Annotated in this window: 14 protein-coding genes and 1 tRNA gene; 4 read left to right on the forward strand and 11 right to left on the reverse strand. The window is 73.0% G+C overall.

Features of this window, described 5'->3' with window-relative positions:
- Positions 1 to 180 precede the first annotated feature (180 nt).
- Together ABGB21_RS11220 and ABGB21_RS11225 are read right to left on the reverse strand one after the other, a co-directional pair.
- Positions 181 to 750 carry a flavoprotein gene (locus tag ABGB21_RS11220; RefSeq protein ID WP_347655341.1) on the reverse strand — a complete coding sequence of 190 codons (570 nt, stop codon included), beginning with the start codon at positions 748 to 750 and terminating at the stop codon, positions 181 to 183.
- Positions 751 to 775: 25 nt separating this feature from the next.
- Complete coding sequence (locus ABGB21_RS11225; protein ID WP_347655321.1) at positions 776 to 2,008, reverse strand: helix-turn-helix domain-containing protein; 1,233 nt, start codon at positions 2,006 to 2,008, stop codon at positions 776 to 778.
- Positions 2,009 to 2,246: 238 nt separating this feature from the next.
- Here ABGB21_RS11225 and ABGB21_RS11230 point away from each other — a divergent pair, with 238 nt between their 5' ends.
- Together ABGB21_RS11230 and ABGB21_RS11235 are read left to right on the forward strand one after the other, a co-directional pair.
- Positions 2,247 to 2,927 carry a bifunctional DNA primase/polymerase gene (locus ABGB21_RS11230; protein WP_347655322.1) on the forward strand — a complete coding sequence of 227 codons (681 nt, stop codon included), beginning with the start codon at positions 2,247 to 2,249 and terminating at the stop codon, positions 2,925 to 2,927.
- 152 nt (positions 2,928 to 3,079) lie between these two features.
- A complete protein-coding gene (locus tag ABGB21_RS11235; protein ID WP_347655323.1) occupies positions 3,080 to 3,337 on the forward strand; it encodes a DUF3040 domain-containing protein in 258 nt (85 codons plus the stop codon).
- Between the two features lie 29 nt (positions 3,338 to 3,366).
- On the opposite strand, the gene ABGB21_RS11240 is transcribed toward ABGB21_RS11235, so the two are convergent.
- Positions 3,367 to 4,359, reverse strand: a complete 993-nt coding sequence (locus ABGB21_RS11240; protein ID WP_347655324.1) for an SWIM zinc finger family protein — start codon at positions 4,357 to 4,359, stop codon at positions 3,367 to 3,369.
- Positions 4,356 to 7,715: an SNF2-related protein gene (locus ABGB21_RS11245; protein WP_347677704.1), complete on the reverse strand. Its 3,360-nt coding sequence runs from the start codon at positions 7,713 to 7,715 to the stop codon at positions 4,356 to 4,358. The genes ABGB21_RS11240 and ABGB21_RS11245 overlap by 4 nt, the downstream gene beginning before the upstream one ends.
- A gap of 224 nt (positions 7,716 to 7,939) precedes the next feature.
- On the opposite strand from ABGB21_RS11245, the gene ABGB21_RS11250 reads away from it, so the two are divergent.
- Together ABGB21_RS11250 and ABGB21_RS11255 are read left to right on the forward strand one after the other, a co-directional pair.
- On the forward strand, positions 7,940 to 8,263 hold the full coding sequence (locus ABGB21_RS11250) for a zinc ribbon domain-containing protein (protein WP_347655325.1): 324 nt from the start codon (positions 7,940 to 7,942) through the stop codon (positions 8,261 to 8,263).
- 41 nt (positions 8,264 to 8,304) lie between these two features.
- Complete coding sequence (locus tag ABGB21_RS11255) at positions 8,305 to 8,511, forward strand: hypothetical protein (RefSeq protein WP_347655326.1); 207 nt, start codon at positions 8,305 to 8,307, stop codon at positions 8,509 to 8,511.
- A gap of 36 nt (positions 8,512 to 8,547) precedes the next feature.
- On the opposite strand, the gene ABGB21_RS11260 is transcribed toward ABGB21_RS11255, so the two are convergent.
- From ABGB21_RS11260 to ABGB21_RS11290, 7 genes are all read right to left on the reverse strand, one after another.
- Positions 8,548 to 9,255 carry a DUF4142 domain-containing protein gene (locus ABGB21_RS11260; protein ID WP_347677621.1) on the reverse strand — a complete coding sequence of 236 codons (708 nt, stop codon included), beginning with the start codon at positions 9,253 to 9,255 and terminating at the stop codon, positions 8,548 to 8,550.
- 244 nt (positions 9,256 to 9,499) lie between these two features.
- Positions 9,500 to 10,927: a hypothetical protein gene (locus ABGB21_RS11265; RefSeq protein ID WP_347655328.1), complete on the reverse strand. Its 1,428-nt coding sequence runs from the start codon at positions 10,925 to 10,927 to the stop codon at positions 9,500 to 9,502.
- The gene (locus ABGB21_RS11270) at positions 10,927 to 11,745 is read right to left on the reverse strand and encodes a SigE family RNA polymerase sigma factor (RefSeq protein WP_347655329.1); all 819 of its coding nucleotides are present in this window, start codon (positions 11,743 to 11,745) and stop codon (positions 10,927 to 10,929) included. The genes ABGB21_RS11265 and ABGB21_RS11270 overlap by 1 nt, the downstream gene beginning before the upstream one ends.
- A tRNA-Val gene (locus ABGB21_RS11275) sits at positions 11,746 to 11,820 on the reverse strand.
- A 197-nt stretch (positions 11,821 to 12,017) separates the two neighbouring features.
- On the reverse strand, positions 12,018 to 12,482 hold the full coding sequence (locus ABGB21_RS11280) for a peroxiredoxin (RefSeq protein WP_347655330.1): 465 nt from the start codon (positions 12,480 to 12,482) through the stop codon (positions 12,018 to 12,020).
- A gap of 132 nt (positions 12,483 to 12,614) precedes the next feature.
- Positions 12,615 to 13,052: a DUF3052 domain-containing protein gene (locus ABGB21_RS11285; protein WP_331217159.1), complete on the reverse strand. Its 438-nt coding sequence runs from the start codon at positions 13,050 to 13,052 to the stop codon at positions 12,615 to 12,617.
- Between the two features lie 110 nt (positions 13,053 to 13,162).
- Entirely contained in the window at positions 13,163 to 15,652 is a 2,490-nt protein-coding gene (locus tag ABGB21_RS11290) for a thiamine pyrophosphate-dependent enzyme (RefSeq protein ID WP_347655331.1), read from the reverse strand.
- Between the last annotated feature and the right edge of the window lie 57 nt (positions 15,653 to 15,709).

The raw sequence follows: 15,709 nt of genomic DNA on the forward strand, positions 1-15,709 counted from the left end.
GTACGACCGGCCGGCCCGACCCGGGAGCCGGCGGGGCCGCACCGACCAGGTCCGGGGCCGGCCGCGCCGGCCCGATCCAGGGCCGGCCGGGCCCCACCGGCCCGATCCGGAGCCCGGTCCGGCCGAGATCTGCTCGGCCGGACCGGGCCGGGACACCGCCGACCGGCACCGGTACGCGGATCAGCCCAGCTGGCCGCTGACCGAGAACCGGGTCCGCAACGCCGCCACCCCCATCTCCCAGGGAAACCGCTCGATCTGGCGTTCCCCGGTCCCGGGCGGGTGCAACGGCAGGACATGGTCGCCGAAGAGCACCGTGACGTCCCAGTCCCGCAGCCGGGCGATGCTCTCCAGGAACGCCGGATGGGCCGCCATCGCCGAGTTCGTGAACGGCATGGCCACGATCGGCAGCCCCTTGCCCAGGCCCTCCACCAGGAGGCCGAGCGCGAGCGTGTCCGCGATCCCGGCCGCCCACTTGTTCACCGTGTTCACCGTCGCCGGAGAGACGATCATCGCGTCCGCGTCGGGCAACACGTCCGGATCCCCCGGGTTCTTGTACGTCGATCGCACCGGATAACCGGTCTGCCGCGCCAGCGCCGGTACGTCGACGAACTTCGTCCCGTCCGGGGTCAGCACCACGCACACGTCCCAGCCGTCCTGTTGCGCGTGCGTCACCAGTCGTCCGACGTTGCGGGTCAGCGGCGTGCCGCAGGCGATGACGTACAGAACGCGCGCACCGGTCGATTCCACCATCACCAGGCGTACCTCCACCACGCGGTCATATTCCTACTCCCATCTGCTCAGCCAACTCCGCAATCGGCGCCGGCGGCGCACCCCGTGTGCGACGCAGCACGTTCGACATCACCTCGTGGGCGATCGGTCGGCACCGGATCTCGGACGCGGCGAGCCGGTCCCCCTCGACCAACGCCTCACCGGCCCGGTCCAGGTCGCCGATCTGGGCGAAGCCACGGGCCAGATCCAGCATGTGGTGCGCCCGCCGCTCCGGCAGCAGCGCGTGGAACCCCTCCCGCCGCACGATCTGCCGTTCGTGGGTCTCCACCGCGTGCCGGCCCTCGCCCAGTTCCACCGCGGCCGCCGCCCGGTGCAGTTCCAGGTTGGTCGGGCCGAAACTGGTCCAGTAGCGGTTGTCGTCGCCGCCGAGCCGGTCCGCCGCCTCGGCGGCCCCGTTGACCAGGTCGCGGACGGTGTTGTTGTCCCCCATCCGGGCCGCCGCCATCGCGCCCTGCAGCAGCAGCATGCCGTAGACCGAGAGCCGGTCCGGGGTGGCACCGTTGATGCCACCGGGGGCGATCCGGTTGGCGAAACTGACGTTGACCTCCAGCGCCGCCCGGGCCCGCCCCAGGGCGAGCAGCGCGTTGCCGACCCGGTAGGTGGCCACGCCGGCCAGCAGTGGGTCGTCGGCGCGCTGCGCCACCGCCATCGAACGGTCGGCGGCGAGCCAGGCGAGCTCGTACTCGCCGAGTTTGCGCAGCGCGGAGGAGGCGATCTGGTAGACCTGCCCGAGCAGGTGGGCGGCTCTCCGGGCGTCGTCACCGCCGGCCGTGCTGTCCAGCGCCTGCGCGTCGCGGAGCAGTTTGGGCAGGGCCCGGGTCAGTACGCCGTACCGGGCGTACTGGTAGGTGAGCCAGGCGTGGCTGACCGACTTCGCCATCTCCTGTAGCGACGGCGGTTCGGGGGCGGCGGTGAAGAACGAGGTCATCGAGTCGTAGCGCTCCAACGCCGACCGGATCTCCTCGACCTCGACCTCGTCGATGCAGGTCAGCCCGTCGGTCCGCCGCTCCGGCGCCTTGCCGAGCAGCAGTTGGGCGTCGAGTTGGAGGATGTCGGCGATCTCGTAGAGCACGGAGAACTTGTCGAGTCGTCGTACGCCCCGCTCGACCTTGTCCACCCAGCTCTTGGACTTGCCGAGCCGATCGGCGAAGACCTGTTGGGACATCTTGCGGCGACCACGCCAGTAGGCGACGCGGCGGCCGATCGGAAGTTCGTCCACCTCGTCCCTCCTCTCCACCTCGTCGGACAGTTCCGGCCGGCACTCCCGCGCCGGTCAAACCGTGCTGTTCTCACGTCTGTGCAGGTCGCACAGCATGTACGTCACCCGGTCGGCGGCCGCTCGTAGTTTTCGATGCGACGATCGGCCGCTTGCCCGAAAGAACGACCACGTTCGCCACCAGTGACGGGTTTCGACCCCCGTCACTGGCCGAAATCGATAAATTAGGGGGTTCACCGCGATGTGGAGGAAAGTCCGTCCGCCCTCCGTCCGCCTCGACCAGCTCGAACGGGTCCGGCTGCGCCGCGTCGCCGTGCGGTACGCCAGCCACGGCTGGACCGTCACACCCGGCGCCTGCCTGGCCCGGCACCGGTTCATCTGTGGCCGGGCGGGCTGCCCCACCACCGGCTGTCATCCCGCCCTGGAGCAGTGGGACCAGCAGGCGAGTGCCGATCCGGCCCGGGTGGCCACCTGGTGGCGCCTGCGTCCACACTCGATCCTGCTGGCGACCGGGCGGGCCTTCGACGTCCTGGAGGTCCCCGCCTATCTGGGCCGGTACGCGCTGGAACAGGTGCGGTCCCGAATGGGTCGCGGTGTCGCGGAGCGGGCCCGGGGTCCGGTCGCGGCCACCCCGGGTGGCCGGTGGATGCTGCTGGTCGGTCCCGGTGAGGCGCTACGCCCGGAACTCGACCAGTCCCTGTACGTCATCCAGCACGGCGCCGGTTCGTGGATTCCGGCCCCACCGACCCGGTTGCCGGAGGGCACGGTCCGCTGGGTGCGGTCGCCGGAGCAGACCCGTTGGCGGCTCCCCGACCCGTACAGCGTCCAGGAGTTGCTGTTGGAGGCGTTGCACGCGGTCACCCCGACGCTGCCCGAGCCGCTCTTCCCGGCCCACCTGCCGTCTCCCCGCCGCAGCTACTGACCGGTCTGGGCGGGTGGTGCCCACACTGATCGGTGTGTCGCGATCGTCCGGGTCGCCGTGGGAGGTAGCGAGAGCAGCAGGAGCGTGAGAGCGGCCCGGGACCGGGTACTCCGGCGTCGGACTGGTTGACGCCTGAGGAAAGGGCCCGCGCCATGCTCAGCAAAGAGGATCAGCGCCGCTTTGACGAGATCACGCACCATCTTCGCGTAACCGATCCGGAGTTCGTCGCCCGGTTGGGCGACCGGGCCAGAGTCCGCCGGGCCCGGCTGATACTCATCATGACCTTCGTCCTGTGGGCGACGGTGCCGGCCCTGGTCGTCCTCGGCGGTTGGCTGGCCGTCGCGATCGCTCCGGCGGTCCTGGTCGCGGCGACGCTGCTGATGTGGCAGGCCCGACGCCACCGGTGGTGAAGCGCCACGGCTGCCGGGGCGGAGAGGGTTCAGTCCCCGGTCGGGTCGAACCGGCGGTAGGCCCGGGTCAACCGTTCGACGAGCCCGGGGCCGCCGATGGCCGCGCCGGGCGGGCCGAGTTGTCGCAGTACCAGCCCCGGACCGGTCGCCAGCACCGGCGGTCGGTCCGGCAGTGGGACGGGGTTGACCCAGAACCGGTCCGCCACCTCGGCGAGTGTCGTGGCGGGCAGGTCCGCGAGCGCCATCCCGGCACCGACCGGCGACGCCAGCGCGGCGTCCGCCGACGACGGGACCGCGGGCGCCGCCGCGACCGCCCCGTCCGGGTCCGCCGCCGCGGCAGCGGTCCGACCGGTACGCCGGGCGCTCCGGCGCACCTTCCGCCCCGCCGGATCGGCACCGTGCCCCGGCAGGTCGGGTGTGGACTCGCCGGTACGGAGCGCCCGAAGCCGGGCGAGCAGTCGGCTCCGTTCCCGACCCCGCCAGTGCAGCAGCTGGAACGGGTCCGCGTCGAACGCCTCGGCGAGGAGGTAGAGGGTCGCGGCCAGGTGTTTGCACGGCACCGCGACGTCGGGACAGTTGCACCGCTGGTCGAGTTCGTCGATCGTGGCCGGGAACAGCGGCGCGCCCGCCTCGGCGAAGACCTGTTCCAGGTCCGGCGGTACGTCACCGGCGAGCAGCCGGGCGCTGAACAGCGCCTCTGCGGCGAGCAGGGTCTCGAGCCGGGCCCAGAGCGGTTCCGGGAACGGCCGGAACCGGATCGACACCGCGTACGGCCGCGGGCGGGAGCCCTGCACCACGGCGGTCACCTCGCCGGGTGCCACCTCCAGCGAGAGCACCTGTCCGGCGCGGGCGTACGACCGTCCCCGGCTGAGCCGGGTGCCGAGCGCGAACGACTCGAGTACGTCGACGAAACGGCGGGACCACCAGGACTCGCCGATCGTGCCCCGGGTGCTGCGGGCCCGTAGCCCACCGCTGACCCGTCGGGGTCGGCCGTACTCGGTGAAGGGTTGCCGCCCGCTCACTCCACCACCGCCCCGGACTCGAGGGCGAAGAGGTCGCGCAGCTGTGCGGTGGACAGTTCGGTGAGCCACTGTTCACCACTGCCGACGATCTTCGCGGCCAGTCCCCGCTTCTCGTTGATCATCGCGGCCACCTTCTCCTCCACCGTTCCGGCGCAGACGAACTTGCGTACCTGCACCGCCCGGCGTTGACCGATCCGGAACGCCCGGTCGGTCGCCTGGTCCTCCACCGCCGGATTCCACCACCTGTCGACGTGCACCACGTGGTTGGCGGCGGTCAGGGTCAGCCCGGTGCCGCCGGCCTTCAGGGAGAGCACAAAAAGGCTCGGTCCGGTCTCGTCCTGGAAGCGGGCCACCATCGTGTCCCGGTCCGCCTTGCCGACCCCGCCGTGCAGGAAGAGCACCTCCCGGCCGAACCGGGCGGCCAGGTGGGCCCGGAGCATGCCGCCGAACTCGGCGTACTGGGTGAAGAGCAGGGCCCGTTCGCCGGCGGCGAGGATCTCCTCGGTGATCTCCTCCAGTCGGGCGAGTTTGCCGGACCGGCCGGACAGTGCCGAACCGTCCCGGAGCAGTTGCGCCGGATGGTTGCAGACCTGCTTGAGCTTGGTCATCGTGGCCAGGACCAGTCCGCGCCGCTCGGTCCCCTCGCTGCTCTCGATTTTGGCCAGCATGTCGTCCACCACCGCCTGGTAGATGGAGGCCTGTTCCCGGGTCAGGTTGCAGAGCACCTCCATCTCCAGCTTCTCCGGCAGGTCGGAGATGATCGAGGAGTCGGTCTTGACCCGGCGGAGCACGAACGGGCCGGTGATCCGGCGCAGCCGGGCCGCCGCCTCGTCGTCGCCGTGCCGTTCGATCGGCTCGGCGTACCGCTTCTTGAAGGTCGTCGCGCCGCCCAGCAGGCCCGGGTTCGCGAACTCCATGATCGACCAGAGGTCGGCCAGCCGGTTCTCCACCGGCGTACCGGTGACCGCGACCCGGTGCCGGGCCGGCAGCGACCGGACCGCGACCGCCTGCCGGGTCGCCGCGTTCTTGATCGACTGTGCCTCGTCGACCACGATCCGGTGCCAGTCGACCTCGGCCAGCGCGGCGGCGTCCCGGGCCGCCAACGAGTACGTGGTCACCACCAGGTCCGCGTCCCGCACCGCCGCGGTGAACTCCGGCCCCCGCACCCGTTCCGCACCATGGTGTACGTGCACCCGCAGCTCGGGGGTGAACCGGGCCGCCTCCCGCTGCCAGTTGCCGACCAGCGACATCGGGCAGACCAGCAGGGTCGGCCCGCTGTCCGGTGGGTCCCCGGCGAGCAGGGCGAGCAGTTGCACGGTCTTGCCGAGCCCCATGTCGTCGGCGAGGATGCCGCCCAGGCCGAGTGACTGGAGGAAGGCCAGCCAGGCCAACCCGCGCCGCTGGTACGGGCGCAGCGCGCCCCGGAAGCCCTCCGGCGCGTCACGCTCGGCGAGGTGCCGCTCGGCCTGCCCGGCGAGCAGGTCGCCGAGCGGACCGTCGGCCTCCACCGCGAGCACCGGCAACGCCGCCGGATCGTCCTGGTCGGCCAGGCCGAGCCGGAGCAGGTCCCCGACGCTCAGTTCACCCGTGGTCCTCAGCAGCCGCAGCCCGGCCGCGAGCCGTTTCGGATCCAGCTCGACCCACTGGCCGCGCAGCCGTACGAGTGGGGTCTTGAGGGTGGCCAGCGCGGTGAGTTCGTCGGCGGTGAGCGGCTGGTCGCCGAGGGCGAGCTCCCAGCGGTAGTCGACCAGGGCCGCCATACCGAGGGCGCTGCGGCCGGCGACGGTGCCGGGCGCGGTCCGGGACCGGGCCCGCAACCGGGCGCCGAGCCGCGCACCGGGCCGCTGCCACCAGGAGGGCAGCAGGACCCCGAAGCCGGCCGCGTGCAGGACCGGTGCGCCGTGCCGCAGGAACCGGTGCGCGCCCTCGGTGTCCAGTTCCATCGCCTCCGGGGCGGCGGTCCGCAGCGCGTCCTCCAGCTCCGGCCAGAGTCGGCTGGCCCGGCCGAGTTCGGTCAGCAGGATCTCCTGCGGTGCGGCCAACTGTCGGGCGAGCGCCGGCAGGTCGGCCCCGGACGCCCAGATCCGGTCCGCGCCGACGATCAGGCTCGGCTCGTCGGCCGCCTGGAGCGCGAACTCGATCCGCCACGGGGTGAGCGCGAGGAGTGAGCTCGCGAGCCCTGCGGTCGCGAACGAAAGGCCAGCACCGGCGTCCGGCTCGACCGACACGACGGACTCCGGGTCGACGGACTCCGAGTCGACCCGGGAAGCCGTCCCCGGGGCGACCGGCGCGACCGTCTCCGGGTCGACCCGCGGGGCCAGCTCCGGGTCGACGTCGGGCAGCGGCAGGGCCGGTTCCACCAGTCGGAAGCAGGCCCGGACCGGGCCCCCGGCGGCGTCGCGCTGCCAGGCCCGCAGCTCCGCGTCGAGTACGCCGATCGCCTCGGGCCGGGCGGTGAAGGCACGCTGCCGGCCGGTCAGGGCCCGCAGCCAGGCCCGCACGGCGGTGTCCGCGCCGGTGGTCCGACCGGCCCCGATCAGGCGTACGCCGTCCAGGGCGCTCCGGGCGGCGGCGTCGGTGAGGGTGTCGAGTGCGTCGGCGACCGTCGCCCCCGCCGAGCCGACCGCCGGGTCGACCGCCGCGCCAGAGGCCGGCGGTGCCGGATCGACCGCCGCGGGTGGCGTGTCCGGCCCGGCTGACCGGGCCGCCGGGGGCAGCGCCATGGTCAGGGCCCGGGCCCAGCCGGCGTCCGCCCCGGTCAACAGCGGTCGCCACACCGCCTCGACGGTCTCGCCACCCGCCCCGCCGCCAGCGGTCGCCGGGCCGGGCGACGTACCGGGCCGGATGCCGTCGACGGCGCCGGTCGCGGTCGGGCGGCGCAGACCCGGCAGGGTCCGGCCGCGTCCGACCAGCTCGACGGCGAACTCCGCGAGCCGCGCCAGATGCCGCAGGGACGCTCCGGGCACCGGCCGGTCGACGTCGGTCGGCTCCCGCTCGCCGAACGCCAGCAGGAGCGGCAGCGCGTGGTCGGCGTCGTACTCCAGGGTCGGCGCCCGCCAACCGGCGAGGGTGACCGGGCCACGGCCCGGCTCGACCGGCTCGGTGCGGACCAGTTCCGGCGAGTCGGTGGGCCCACCGCTCCGGGTCGGCAGGGTGAGCAGGACGGTGCCGGTCGCCGCCTTGGCGGCGAGTTCACCGAGCGCGTCGGCCAGCCCGGAGTGGTCGGCGGCGAACGGGTGCGGCCGCTCCCGGGGTGCCCGGCCGGGCCGGCGCGGCCAGCGGGGTGGCAGGGCGGAGTCCTCGGCCCACACCGCGAGCCGGCCAGCGCCCCGCCACACTCCGTGCACCACCAGCACGAACAGGTCCTCTCTCCACCACACCAGCCACTCGGCGGGTCCTTTCTAGCACCCGGCCGGGACAGGCCGCCCCGGCCCGCCGACGACAACGGACAGCGGGTCCGGCGGTGGCTGCTTTTCGTCCGGTCCAGTCGCGAATCGAACAGTTCGGCCCGGCGAGCCGTACTACCGGACAAGATGACGATAGTTATGGATGCGTCGCATCCTGACGCGAGGTGGTGACCATGGACTTTCCCATCGTGCAGCGGACCACCCCGGGGCGCTACCTGCTCCGCGACCTGCTCTGCTGCGGTCCCTGCGACGGACTGCTGATCCCGTCGTTCTCGTCGAGCGGACGCCGGTACTACGGCTGTCCGAAACGGCGCTGTCCGCGCCCGTGGATACCGGCCGAGCAGACCGAGCAGCTGGTCTGGGCACACGTCACCCAACGGTACGGGGAAGCGGCCCGGGACGTACCGCACGACCAGCGGCCGGCGATCCTGGCCGCGGTGCTCGCCCGGGTCAGCGTCGGACTGGGCGTCGCCGACCTCGAGTACCACTGGCGCTGAGTTCGGCTGCGCCCGGGCGCCGACGACGGCAGGATGGGCGCATGGAGGTCACCACGGAAATCCCGCTGGTCGGCGGCGTCGCCGACGGCGACACGGTGATCGTCGACCTCGACGTACACGGCCGGCCGCCGCTCACCCACCACCACCTGGTCGACGGCGGACTGGCCCGGGCGGAGATCTACGAGTTGGAGGCGACCCGGGACGAGGGACCGCCCTGGGTCTACCGGTGGCGCGGACCGGCCTCCTGACCCAGGGCGGAACAGCCCGGCTACGGTAATGCCCGGCTACCGTCGGCGGACCAGCCGGACCGTGGCGATGCTGCCGAGGGCCAGTGCGCCGAGCAGCACCGCCCAGATGACGGTGGAGCTGAGCCCGGCACCGAACTCCGCGTTGGCCTTGGCCACCGCGACCAGTCCCTCGTCCTGCGGCGCGGGCAGGGCGATCGGCGGCAGCTCCGCGTAGCGGACCAGGCCGGTGCTCTCCAGCAGCGTCATGTGGTTCATGACAAACCCGTTGGCCTGCTCGGCGAGCGTGCGAACGACGTCGTTGCGGGTACTGGAGCGGACCACGCCGATCACCGGGAAGATGTTGCCGTGCGCGGCCCGCAGCCGGTCCACGAAGATCCGGTCGAACCGGTCCCCGGTGGCGCCCTTCATCTCGTCGAGCCAGCCCTTCTGCTGGGCGCTCGGCTCGGTGGGCAGTTGGACGCCGAGCTTGTTGGCCGCCTCGACGACCAGCCGGTCCAGTTCGTCGTGCTGGGCGGCGATCTCCGCCCCGACCTTGCGGACCTCCTCCTTGCTGCCCTTCTCGGCCGCCATCGTGCCAGCCGGCATCTCCCAGAGTCCGGCCAGCCGTACGCCGTTGAGCAGCGTCATGTCCGCCGCTCCGAGCTGGGTGGGCCCGGCCGGGGCGGCCAGTCCCGCCGCCGGCAGTGTGAGCAGCCCAGCAACAAAGCCGACCAGTACGGTGGCCGTCCAACGCGTTGCCTTCACTGCAGATCGGGCCGTGGCCACGTCCTCATCCTCCCCGGGTGACGCGATGTAACAAGTGCGATTTCGGCCCGAACCGTATTGCCGAATGGGATTCTGAGTCAATCTCCGGACGCGGGAGATAGCGAAGCTTAGGCCACATTTAAAGGAAACCTATGCCGGCCGGCCGGGCGCCGCCACGACCGGCCGGACCGGGCCACAGGGGCGGCGCCCGGACCGGTCGGGCCGGCGTGGCGGCGGCGACGGGTCAGCGTGAGGGCCACTCCTCGCCGAAGTCGACCGACCCGAAGCCGGGCCGGACCGGCATCGACGCCACCGGCCGGTTCGCGGCGTCGTAGACCCGGACCGTGCTGACCTCCTCGGCGCCCGGTTCCAGCCGGCCGACGCCACCGTCGAGTGGCCCCTCGGCGACCACGCGCTTCCCGGCACCGAGCAGTTCGACCCGGGTCGCCGCGGCCGGGCCGACCACCAGCACACCCGTCGGCGTGGCCGGCCGGCCTGACGGGTCGGCCGGCGCATCGGTCGGGTCGGCCGGGATCTGGGCGACCACCAGGTCGGGGCGCCCGACGGCCTTCCGCCACAGCGCCGGAAGCACGAGCGATCCTCCGCCGGACGGGATCCTGACCGACTCGGTCCGCCCCGTCCCCACCTGAAGCAGCGCCGCGCAACCGCCACCGGCGGCACAGGACGTGACGAGCAGGGCCGGCGGGGTGTCGGCGGACGCGCCGGGAATCCGGCCGTGCCACCTGACCTGTACCGGTCCGACCGCCAGCCCCGCGTAGGTGAGTTCCTCGGTCAGCGCGCGGGCGGCGTTCGCGGCGGCGGTCGGGTCGACACCGTCCGGGGTACCCGGCGGCACGGCCGTGGCATCCGGTCGGGGGTGGGACCGGGTGACCCCGGGCACGGTGTCGTACCGTACGACGCCGTCGCAGCGGAACCGCCATCGCTCGCCGACCTGCTCAGGGCCCGCCACCACGTATCCGTCGCCGCCGGTCGGCCGCCACTCGCGGCGTACCGTTCCGTCGGCGGTCAGCTGTCCGTTCGAGGTGGACTCGACCTGGCAACCTGCCGGGCCGAGCGCCAGGGTGACGTCGTCGGAGGCGTGCTGGCCGCCCCGGGCGATGTTGACGAACGACTCGAACGGAAGCGTGTCGATCGGCGTGCCGGTCTTGTCGAGCAGACCCCGTACCGACGCGCCGGGATCGCCGATCGCCGTCCGGAGCACCGCGTGCTCGTCGTCGGCGAAAACGACCACCACCACTCGCGCGGTGGGCAGGTCGTGCGCGAAGAGTACCCGTACCGCGTCCAGTGTCGGGTCGACCCGCAGTTCCGCCCGGGCGGCCCGGTAGCCGCGGGTGATGGACTCGATCAGTTGGTGGTCGCCGGCCAGGTTGCCCCGGAGCGGCGAGTCCAGCAGCCGCCGGGCCAGCGGGTCGGCGACCGGGGCCGGCGGCTGGATCTCCACCTGGTCGGCCGGGTCGGCCTCGCCCCCGCGGACCGTTCCGCCGAACAACGGGACCACCGCGACCAGCGCCGCCAGGGCCGCCGCGCCGGTGGTCAGCGCCTGCCGCCGCCGGCGTCGCCGGGCCCGCTCGAGCAACCGACGGTACGGCTCGGGGCGCGACACCACGGGGTCGGCGAGCCGGGCCAGTCCGTCCCTGAGTTCCTGGGTCATCAAACGTTCCTTCCGGAGATCGTGTCGGCCGGCAGACGCTGGTTCCCGAACTGGCGGGCGGTCGACGGCGGGAGTGGGGTACGCGCGGGAGCGGGCGCCGGCCCGGAAGCGGAAGCCGGAGCGGGTAACGGCGTGGCGTCCGGGGCGGGTGGCGGCAGTACGGTCCGCAGCCGGGCCAGCCCCCGGGACGCCTGACTCTTGACCGTGCCGACCGAGCAGCCGAGCAGTTCCGCGATCTGGGCCTCGGACAGGTCCTCCCAGTAGCGCAGCACCAATACCGCCCGCATCCGGGCCGGTAGGCCGTTCAGCGCGCCGAGCAGTTCGTCGCGTACCACCACGCCGTCGGCGACGTCCCGGGTCTGCGGCTCACGTCCGCGTCCCCAGTCGCCGATCACTCCGGTGAGCAGTTCCCGGGAGCCGATCCGCCGCCACCGGCTCAGCCGCTCGTTGACCATGATCCGGCGTACGTACGCCATCGGTTCCTGCACGTCCCGCCACCGGCGCATCGCCCGGATCAGGGCACTCTGCACCAGGTCCTCGGCGGCGTGCGTCGACCCGGTGAGCAGGTACGCGGTCCGTAACAGGTCGGTATATCGGACCTCCACGAACTCACGGAATCCGTCCTCCGCCACATGCTCCTCCGGGTCGGTCGGGGTTGTTCGACAGGAAACAGACCCGGCGGTGAAGGAAAAAGTTGAAAGAGGGGCGGAGAAATTCCGAAAGAAGCCGTCCCGGGACGGGACGACGGAGACCGTCTCCCGACGGGAGGGGTGCGGCGGGGCGCCGGTGAGCGGGCGCCTCCACCCCCACGTCCGCACTGGTGGGCGCGGCAGGTTTCGAACCTGCGACCCCTCGCTTGTAAGGCGAGTGCTCTCCCACTGAGCTACGCGCCCGGAACGCCCGTACGGGCTACCGGCGGCGGCAAGCTTACCCTGCCGGACCCGCCCGTGGTCGAACCAGTTCCCGGATCGCGGCGGCCGGGGTCACCCGCGCCCGGCGAACCGGCCGGGCGGGACCGGCGTCGCCCGCGACGGGCCGGGCGGATCGCGGCGGCCGGGGTCACGTCCCGGTGTGGCGGGACGCTCGCCCGTCAGGCCACTACGGCAGCCAGTGCCTTGCGCCAGGCCGCCTGGTCGCGGCGTTCACCGGGCCCGTTCAGCTCGGCGAAGCGGACCGTGCCGGCCTTGTCGATCACGAACGTGCCCCGGTGGGCGACGCCGGTGGTCTCGTTGAGGACCCCGTACGCCCGGGCCACCGCCCCGTGCGGCCAGAAGTCGGCCAGCAGCGGGAACCCGAAACCCTCCCGGTCGGCCCACACCTTGTGGGAGAAGACCGAGTCGACGCTGACCGTCAGAACCTGCACCTCGTCGTTCTGGTACTCGTCGAGGTTGTCGCGCACCTCGGTCAGCTCGCCCTGGCAGGTGCCGGTGAAGGCCAGCGGATAGAAGACGAGCAGCACGGCCCGGCGGTCCCGGAAGTCGGTCAGCCGGACCTCCTGGTTGTTCTGGTCCTTCAGCACGAAGTCCGGTGCCTGCGCACCCACCTCGAGCAGCATCTGGCGTCTCCTTCCGATCGTGGCCACACCGAGCTGGCCAGTTACCGTCGCACCACCGCGGCGTACCGCCTCCCCTGGCGCCCTTACCGGCACCACCGGCGGGGAGGGCGGCACCCGTTGCCGTGGCCCGCGCTACTTCTTGGCCTTGGCGCCACGGCGGAGGACCAGCCGGGCGGCGCTCCAGTCCTTGCCGGCGTTGACCGTCGACGTCTGCTGCAGGCCGGCGGTGGGCGCCGACTCACTGATCTCGCTCGGCTCGACGTGTCCGTCCCGTCCGGCCTTCGGCGTCAGCAGCCACACCACCCCGTTGTCGGCCAGCGGCCCCAGGGCGTCGGTGAGCAGCTCGAACAGATCACCGTCGCCGTCCCGGTACCAGAGCAGCACCGCGTCGACGACCTCGTCGGTGTCCTCGTCCACCAGCTCTCCGCAGCGATCGGTCAGGGCGTCGCGGAGGTCGTGGTCGACGTCGTCGTCGTACCCCATCTCCATGACGACCATCCCCGGCTCGATGCCGAACCGGTCCGCCAGACTCCGTACTCCGTCGGCGGCCTGACCAGCGGTCGCGCTCACTGTCACGTGCCTCCTCATCTCCCTGCCAGCGGCATCCCTGTGACGCCGATGACGCAAAGTCCACACAGTTGTCCGGCCGCGCGCAAGTGGCGCACCGAGTCGAAGGGAATTTACCGTGCCAGCAGCGTACGGGCACCCTGGGTAATGGCCTCCTCGGAGACGAGAACCCGACGGGCGGCCGGGCCCAACGGGACGAAAGTGTCGATAGCGGCGATTCTACGAGCAGACCCGACAAAACCGGCATCAACCAGCGCCGCCACCACCCCCTCGCCGACCCCTCCCGACCGGCGTGTCTCGTCCACGACCAGCACCCGGCCGGTCGCCTGGGCCTCCCGGATGATGTCCGCGACCGGCAGCGGGGCGAGCCAGCGCAGGTCCAGCACCCGGGTGCCGATATCCTCCTCGGCCAGCTTCGCCGCGGCCCGCAGCGACATCCGAACACCATTACCGAAAGTGATGATGGTGATGTCCTCGGCCGAGCCGACCCCGTACACCCGGCCCCGGCCGATCGGGACGTGGCCGGCCGACCAGCCGCCCGGTCCGGCGTACGGGGCGAGCCACTCGCCGTCGCCCTCGGCGTACAGGTCCCGGGTGTGGTAGAGCGCGATCGGCTCCAGGAAGACGCAGACACTGCCGTCGACCGCCGCGCTGGCCAGGCAGGACCGCAGCATCGGCGCGGCGTCGTCGGCCCGCGCCGGCACCGCCAGCACCAGCCCGGGCACATCCCGGAGTACGGCAAGCGAGTTGTCGTTGTGGAAGTGCCCGCCGAACCCCTCCTGGTACGCCAGCCCGGCGATCCGCACCACCATCGGGTTGCGGTAGGCCCCCCGGGAGAAGTACTGCATCGTCGCCGCCTCGCCGCGCAACTGGTCCTCGGCGTTGTGCAGGTACGCCAGATACTGGATCTCCGGCACCGGCAGCATCCCGCCGAGCCCGGCACCGAGCCCGAGGCCGAGGATCGAGGTCTCGTCCAACAGCGTGTCGAAGACCCGGGGGGCGCCGAACCGCTCCCGCAGCCCCTTGGTCACCCCGTACACCCCGCCCTTGACCGCCACGTCCTCGCCGAAGACCGTCATCTGCGGATAGTCGATCAGCCCGTCGGCCAGCGCCGCGTTGATCGTCTGGGCGAGGGTGAGCGGCCCATCGTTCTCCGGGAGCCTGTCGCCGAAGGCGGCGGCCCGGGCGGCGGCGCCCGGCCCGGCGGCCCGGTTGGCGGCCTCGGTGACCGCCCGGGCGACCCGCACCGGTCGGCGCGGGGCGAGCGGCGCGACGATGTCGGCGGGATTGTCCAGCTTCGGCTCGCCGATCACCTCCTCGGCGACCTTGCGCACCTGCCAGCCGATCTCGTCGTACCGGGTGATCAGCTCCTCCGGGGTGGCGAGTCCGGACTCGACGAGCAGTCGGGCGGTGGTGACCACCGGGTCCCGGGCCAGGTCCCGGTTGATCTCGGCGGTGCTCCGGTACGCGACCTCCGCGTCCGCCCCCGCGTGTCCCATCAGCCGTACCGTCGACAGGTGCAGTACGGCGGGCCGCCGGTGCCGGCGTACCCAGGCCGCCGCCTCGACCGCCGCCTCGTACGCCTCGACCAGGTCGCAGCCGTCGCCGGAGAAGTACCGGATCCCCGGCTTGGCCCGCAGTGTGTTCGCCACCCAGCCGTCCGGCGACTTCACGCTGATGCCGAGCCCGTTGTCCTCGCAGACGAAGAGCACCGGGATGCGCAGCCCGGTGTGGTCGCACCAGCCGGCGGTGTTGAACGCGGCGACCGCCGTGGCGTGGTTGACCGAGGCGTCCCCGAACGAGCAGACCACGATCGCGTCGGCCGGCCAGGACGGGTCGACGTCGCCGCCCCGGGCCGGTCCGCCGGCCGGTCGGCGGCCGGTCGGCTGGGCCCGGCCGTCGGCCCGGCGGCGCTGCCGTTCGATGGCGAACCCGAGTCCGACCGCCCGGGGAAGGTGGGAGGCGATGGTGGAGGTGGTCGGCACGATCGCCAGCGCCGAGTTGCCGAAGACCTTGTGCCGGCCGCCGGCGACCGGCTCGTCGGCGGAGGCCACCACGCCGCGCAGCACGTCGCGGGCGGCGCCCAGCAGCGCGTCCGGCGGGGCGTCCGGATCGCCGGTCTCGTCGTCGGTCCGGCGCGGGCCGCTGCCGCCGCCGTTCTCCTGCCCGCGCAGCGCCTCGGCGACCCGTTCGGCGATGCCGACCCGGTGGGCGAGACGCCCGCCGTCCGCCCCGGCTTCGGCGGGGTCACGCGACGCGTCGGCCTGGCCGGCGCGGGCGCAGTAGAACGCGCCGGACCGGTAGTGCAGCAGCGCCGGGTCGGTCGCCCGGACGGCGAGTGCCACCGCCGCGTTCCCCTCGTGACCCGAGGAGCCGATCGTGTAGTAGCCCTCGCCGAAGCTCCGTAGCCACCGCGCGGCGAGATCCAGGTGCCGGCTGACCAGTTGGGCGTCGAACAGTTCCCGGGCCCGGGCCCCGTCGAGGGTGCCGCCGTCGCGCAGCGGCTCCTCCGGCGCCCGTCGGGTCGCCGGCGCCACGAGGGCGCCGACCGCCTCCCGGAACCGTTCGTCGAGATCTTGGGGGGTGGTCACGTCGCACAGCATTACCGACCACGGCCGTCCCTGACCACTCGACACGACGCCCGGGCGGGCAGGGCAACC

Origin of the sequence: Plantactinospora sp. B24E8, assembly GCF_039871735.1 — a bacterium.
GTDB lineage: Bacteria > Actinomycetota > Actinomycetes > Mycobacteriales > Micromonosporaceae > Plantactinospora.

Excerpts from the sequence above, each read along its gene's own strand:
- ABGB21_RS11220 (WP_347655341.1), bottom strand. The coding sequence starts at position 750 with ATGGTGGAATCGACCGGTGCGCGCGTTCTGTACGTCATCGCCTGCGGC.
- ABGB21_RS11255 (WP_347655326.1), top strand. The coding sequence starts at position 8,305 with ATGGAGGTCACCACGGAAATCCCGCTGGTCGGCGGCGTCGCCGACGGC.
- ABGB21_RS11250 (WP_347655325.1), top strand. The coding sequence starts at position 7,940 with ATGGACTTTCCCATCGTGCAGCGGACCACCCCGGGGCGCTACCTGCTC.
- ABGB21_RS11230 (WP_347655322.1), top strand. The coding sequence starts at position 2,247 with ATGTGGAGGAAAGTCCGTCCGCCCTCCGTCCGCCTCGACCAGCTCGAA.
- ABGB21_RS11280 (WP_347655330.1), bottom strand. The coding sequence starts at position 12,482 with ATGCTGCTCGAGGTGGGTGCGCAGGCACCGGACTTCGTGCTGAAGGAC.
- ABGB21_RS11290 (WP_347655331.1), bottom strand. The coding sequence starts at position 15,652 with ATGCTGTGCGACGTGACCACCCCCCAAGATCTCGACGAACGGTTCCGG.
- ABGB21_RS11235 (WP_347655323.1), top strand. The coding sequence starts at position 3,080 with ATGCTCAGCAAAGAGGATCAGCGCCGCTTTGACGAGATCACGCACCAT.
- ABGB21_RS11265 (WP_347655328.1), bottom strand. The coding sequence starts at position 10,927 with ATGACCCAGGAACTCAGGGACGGACTGGCCCGGCTCGCCGACCCCGTG.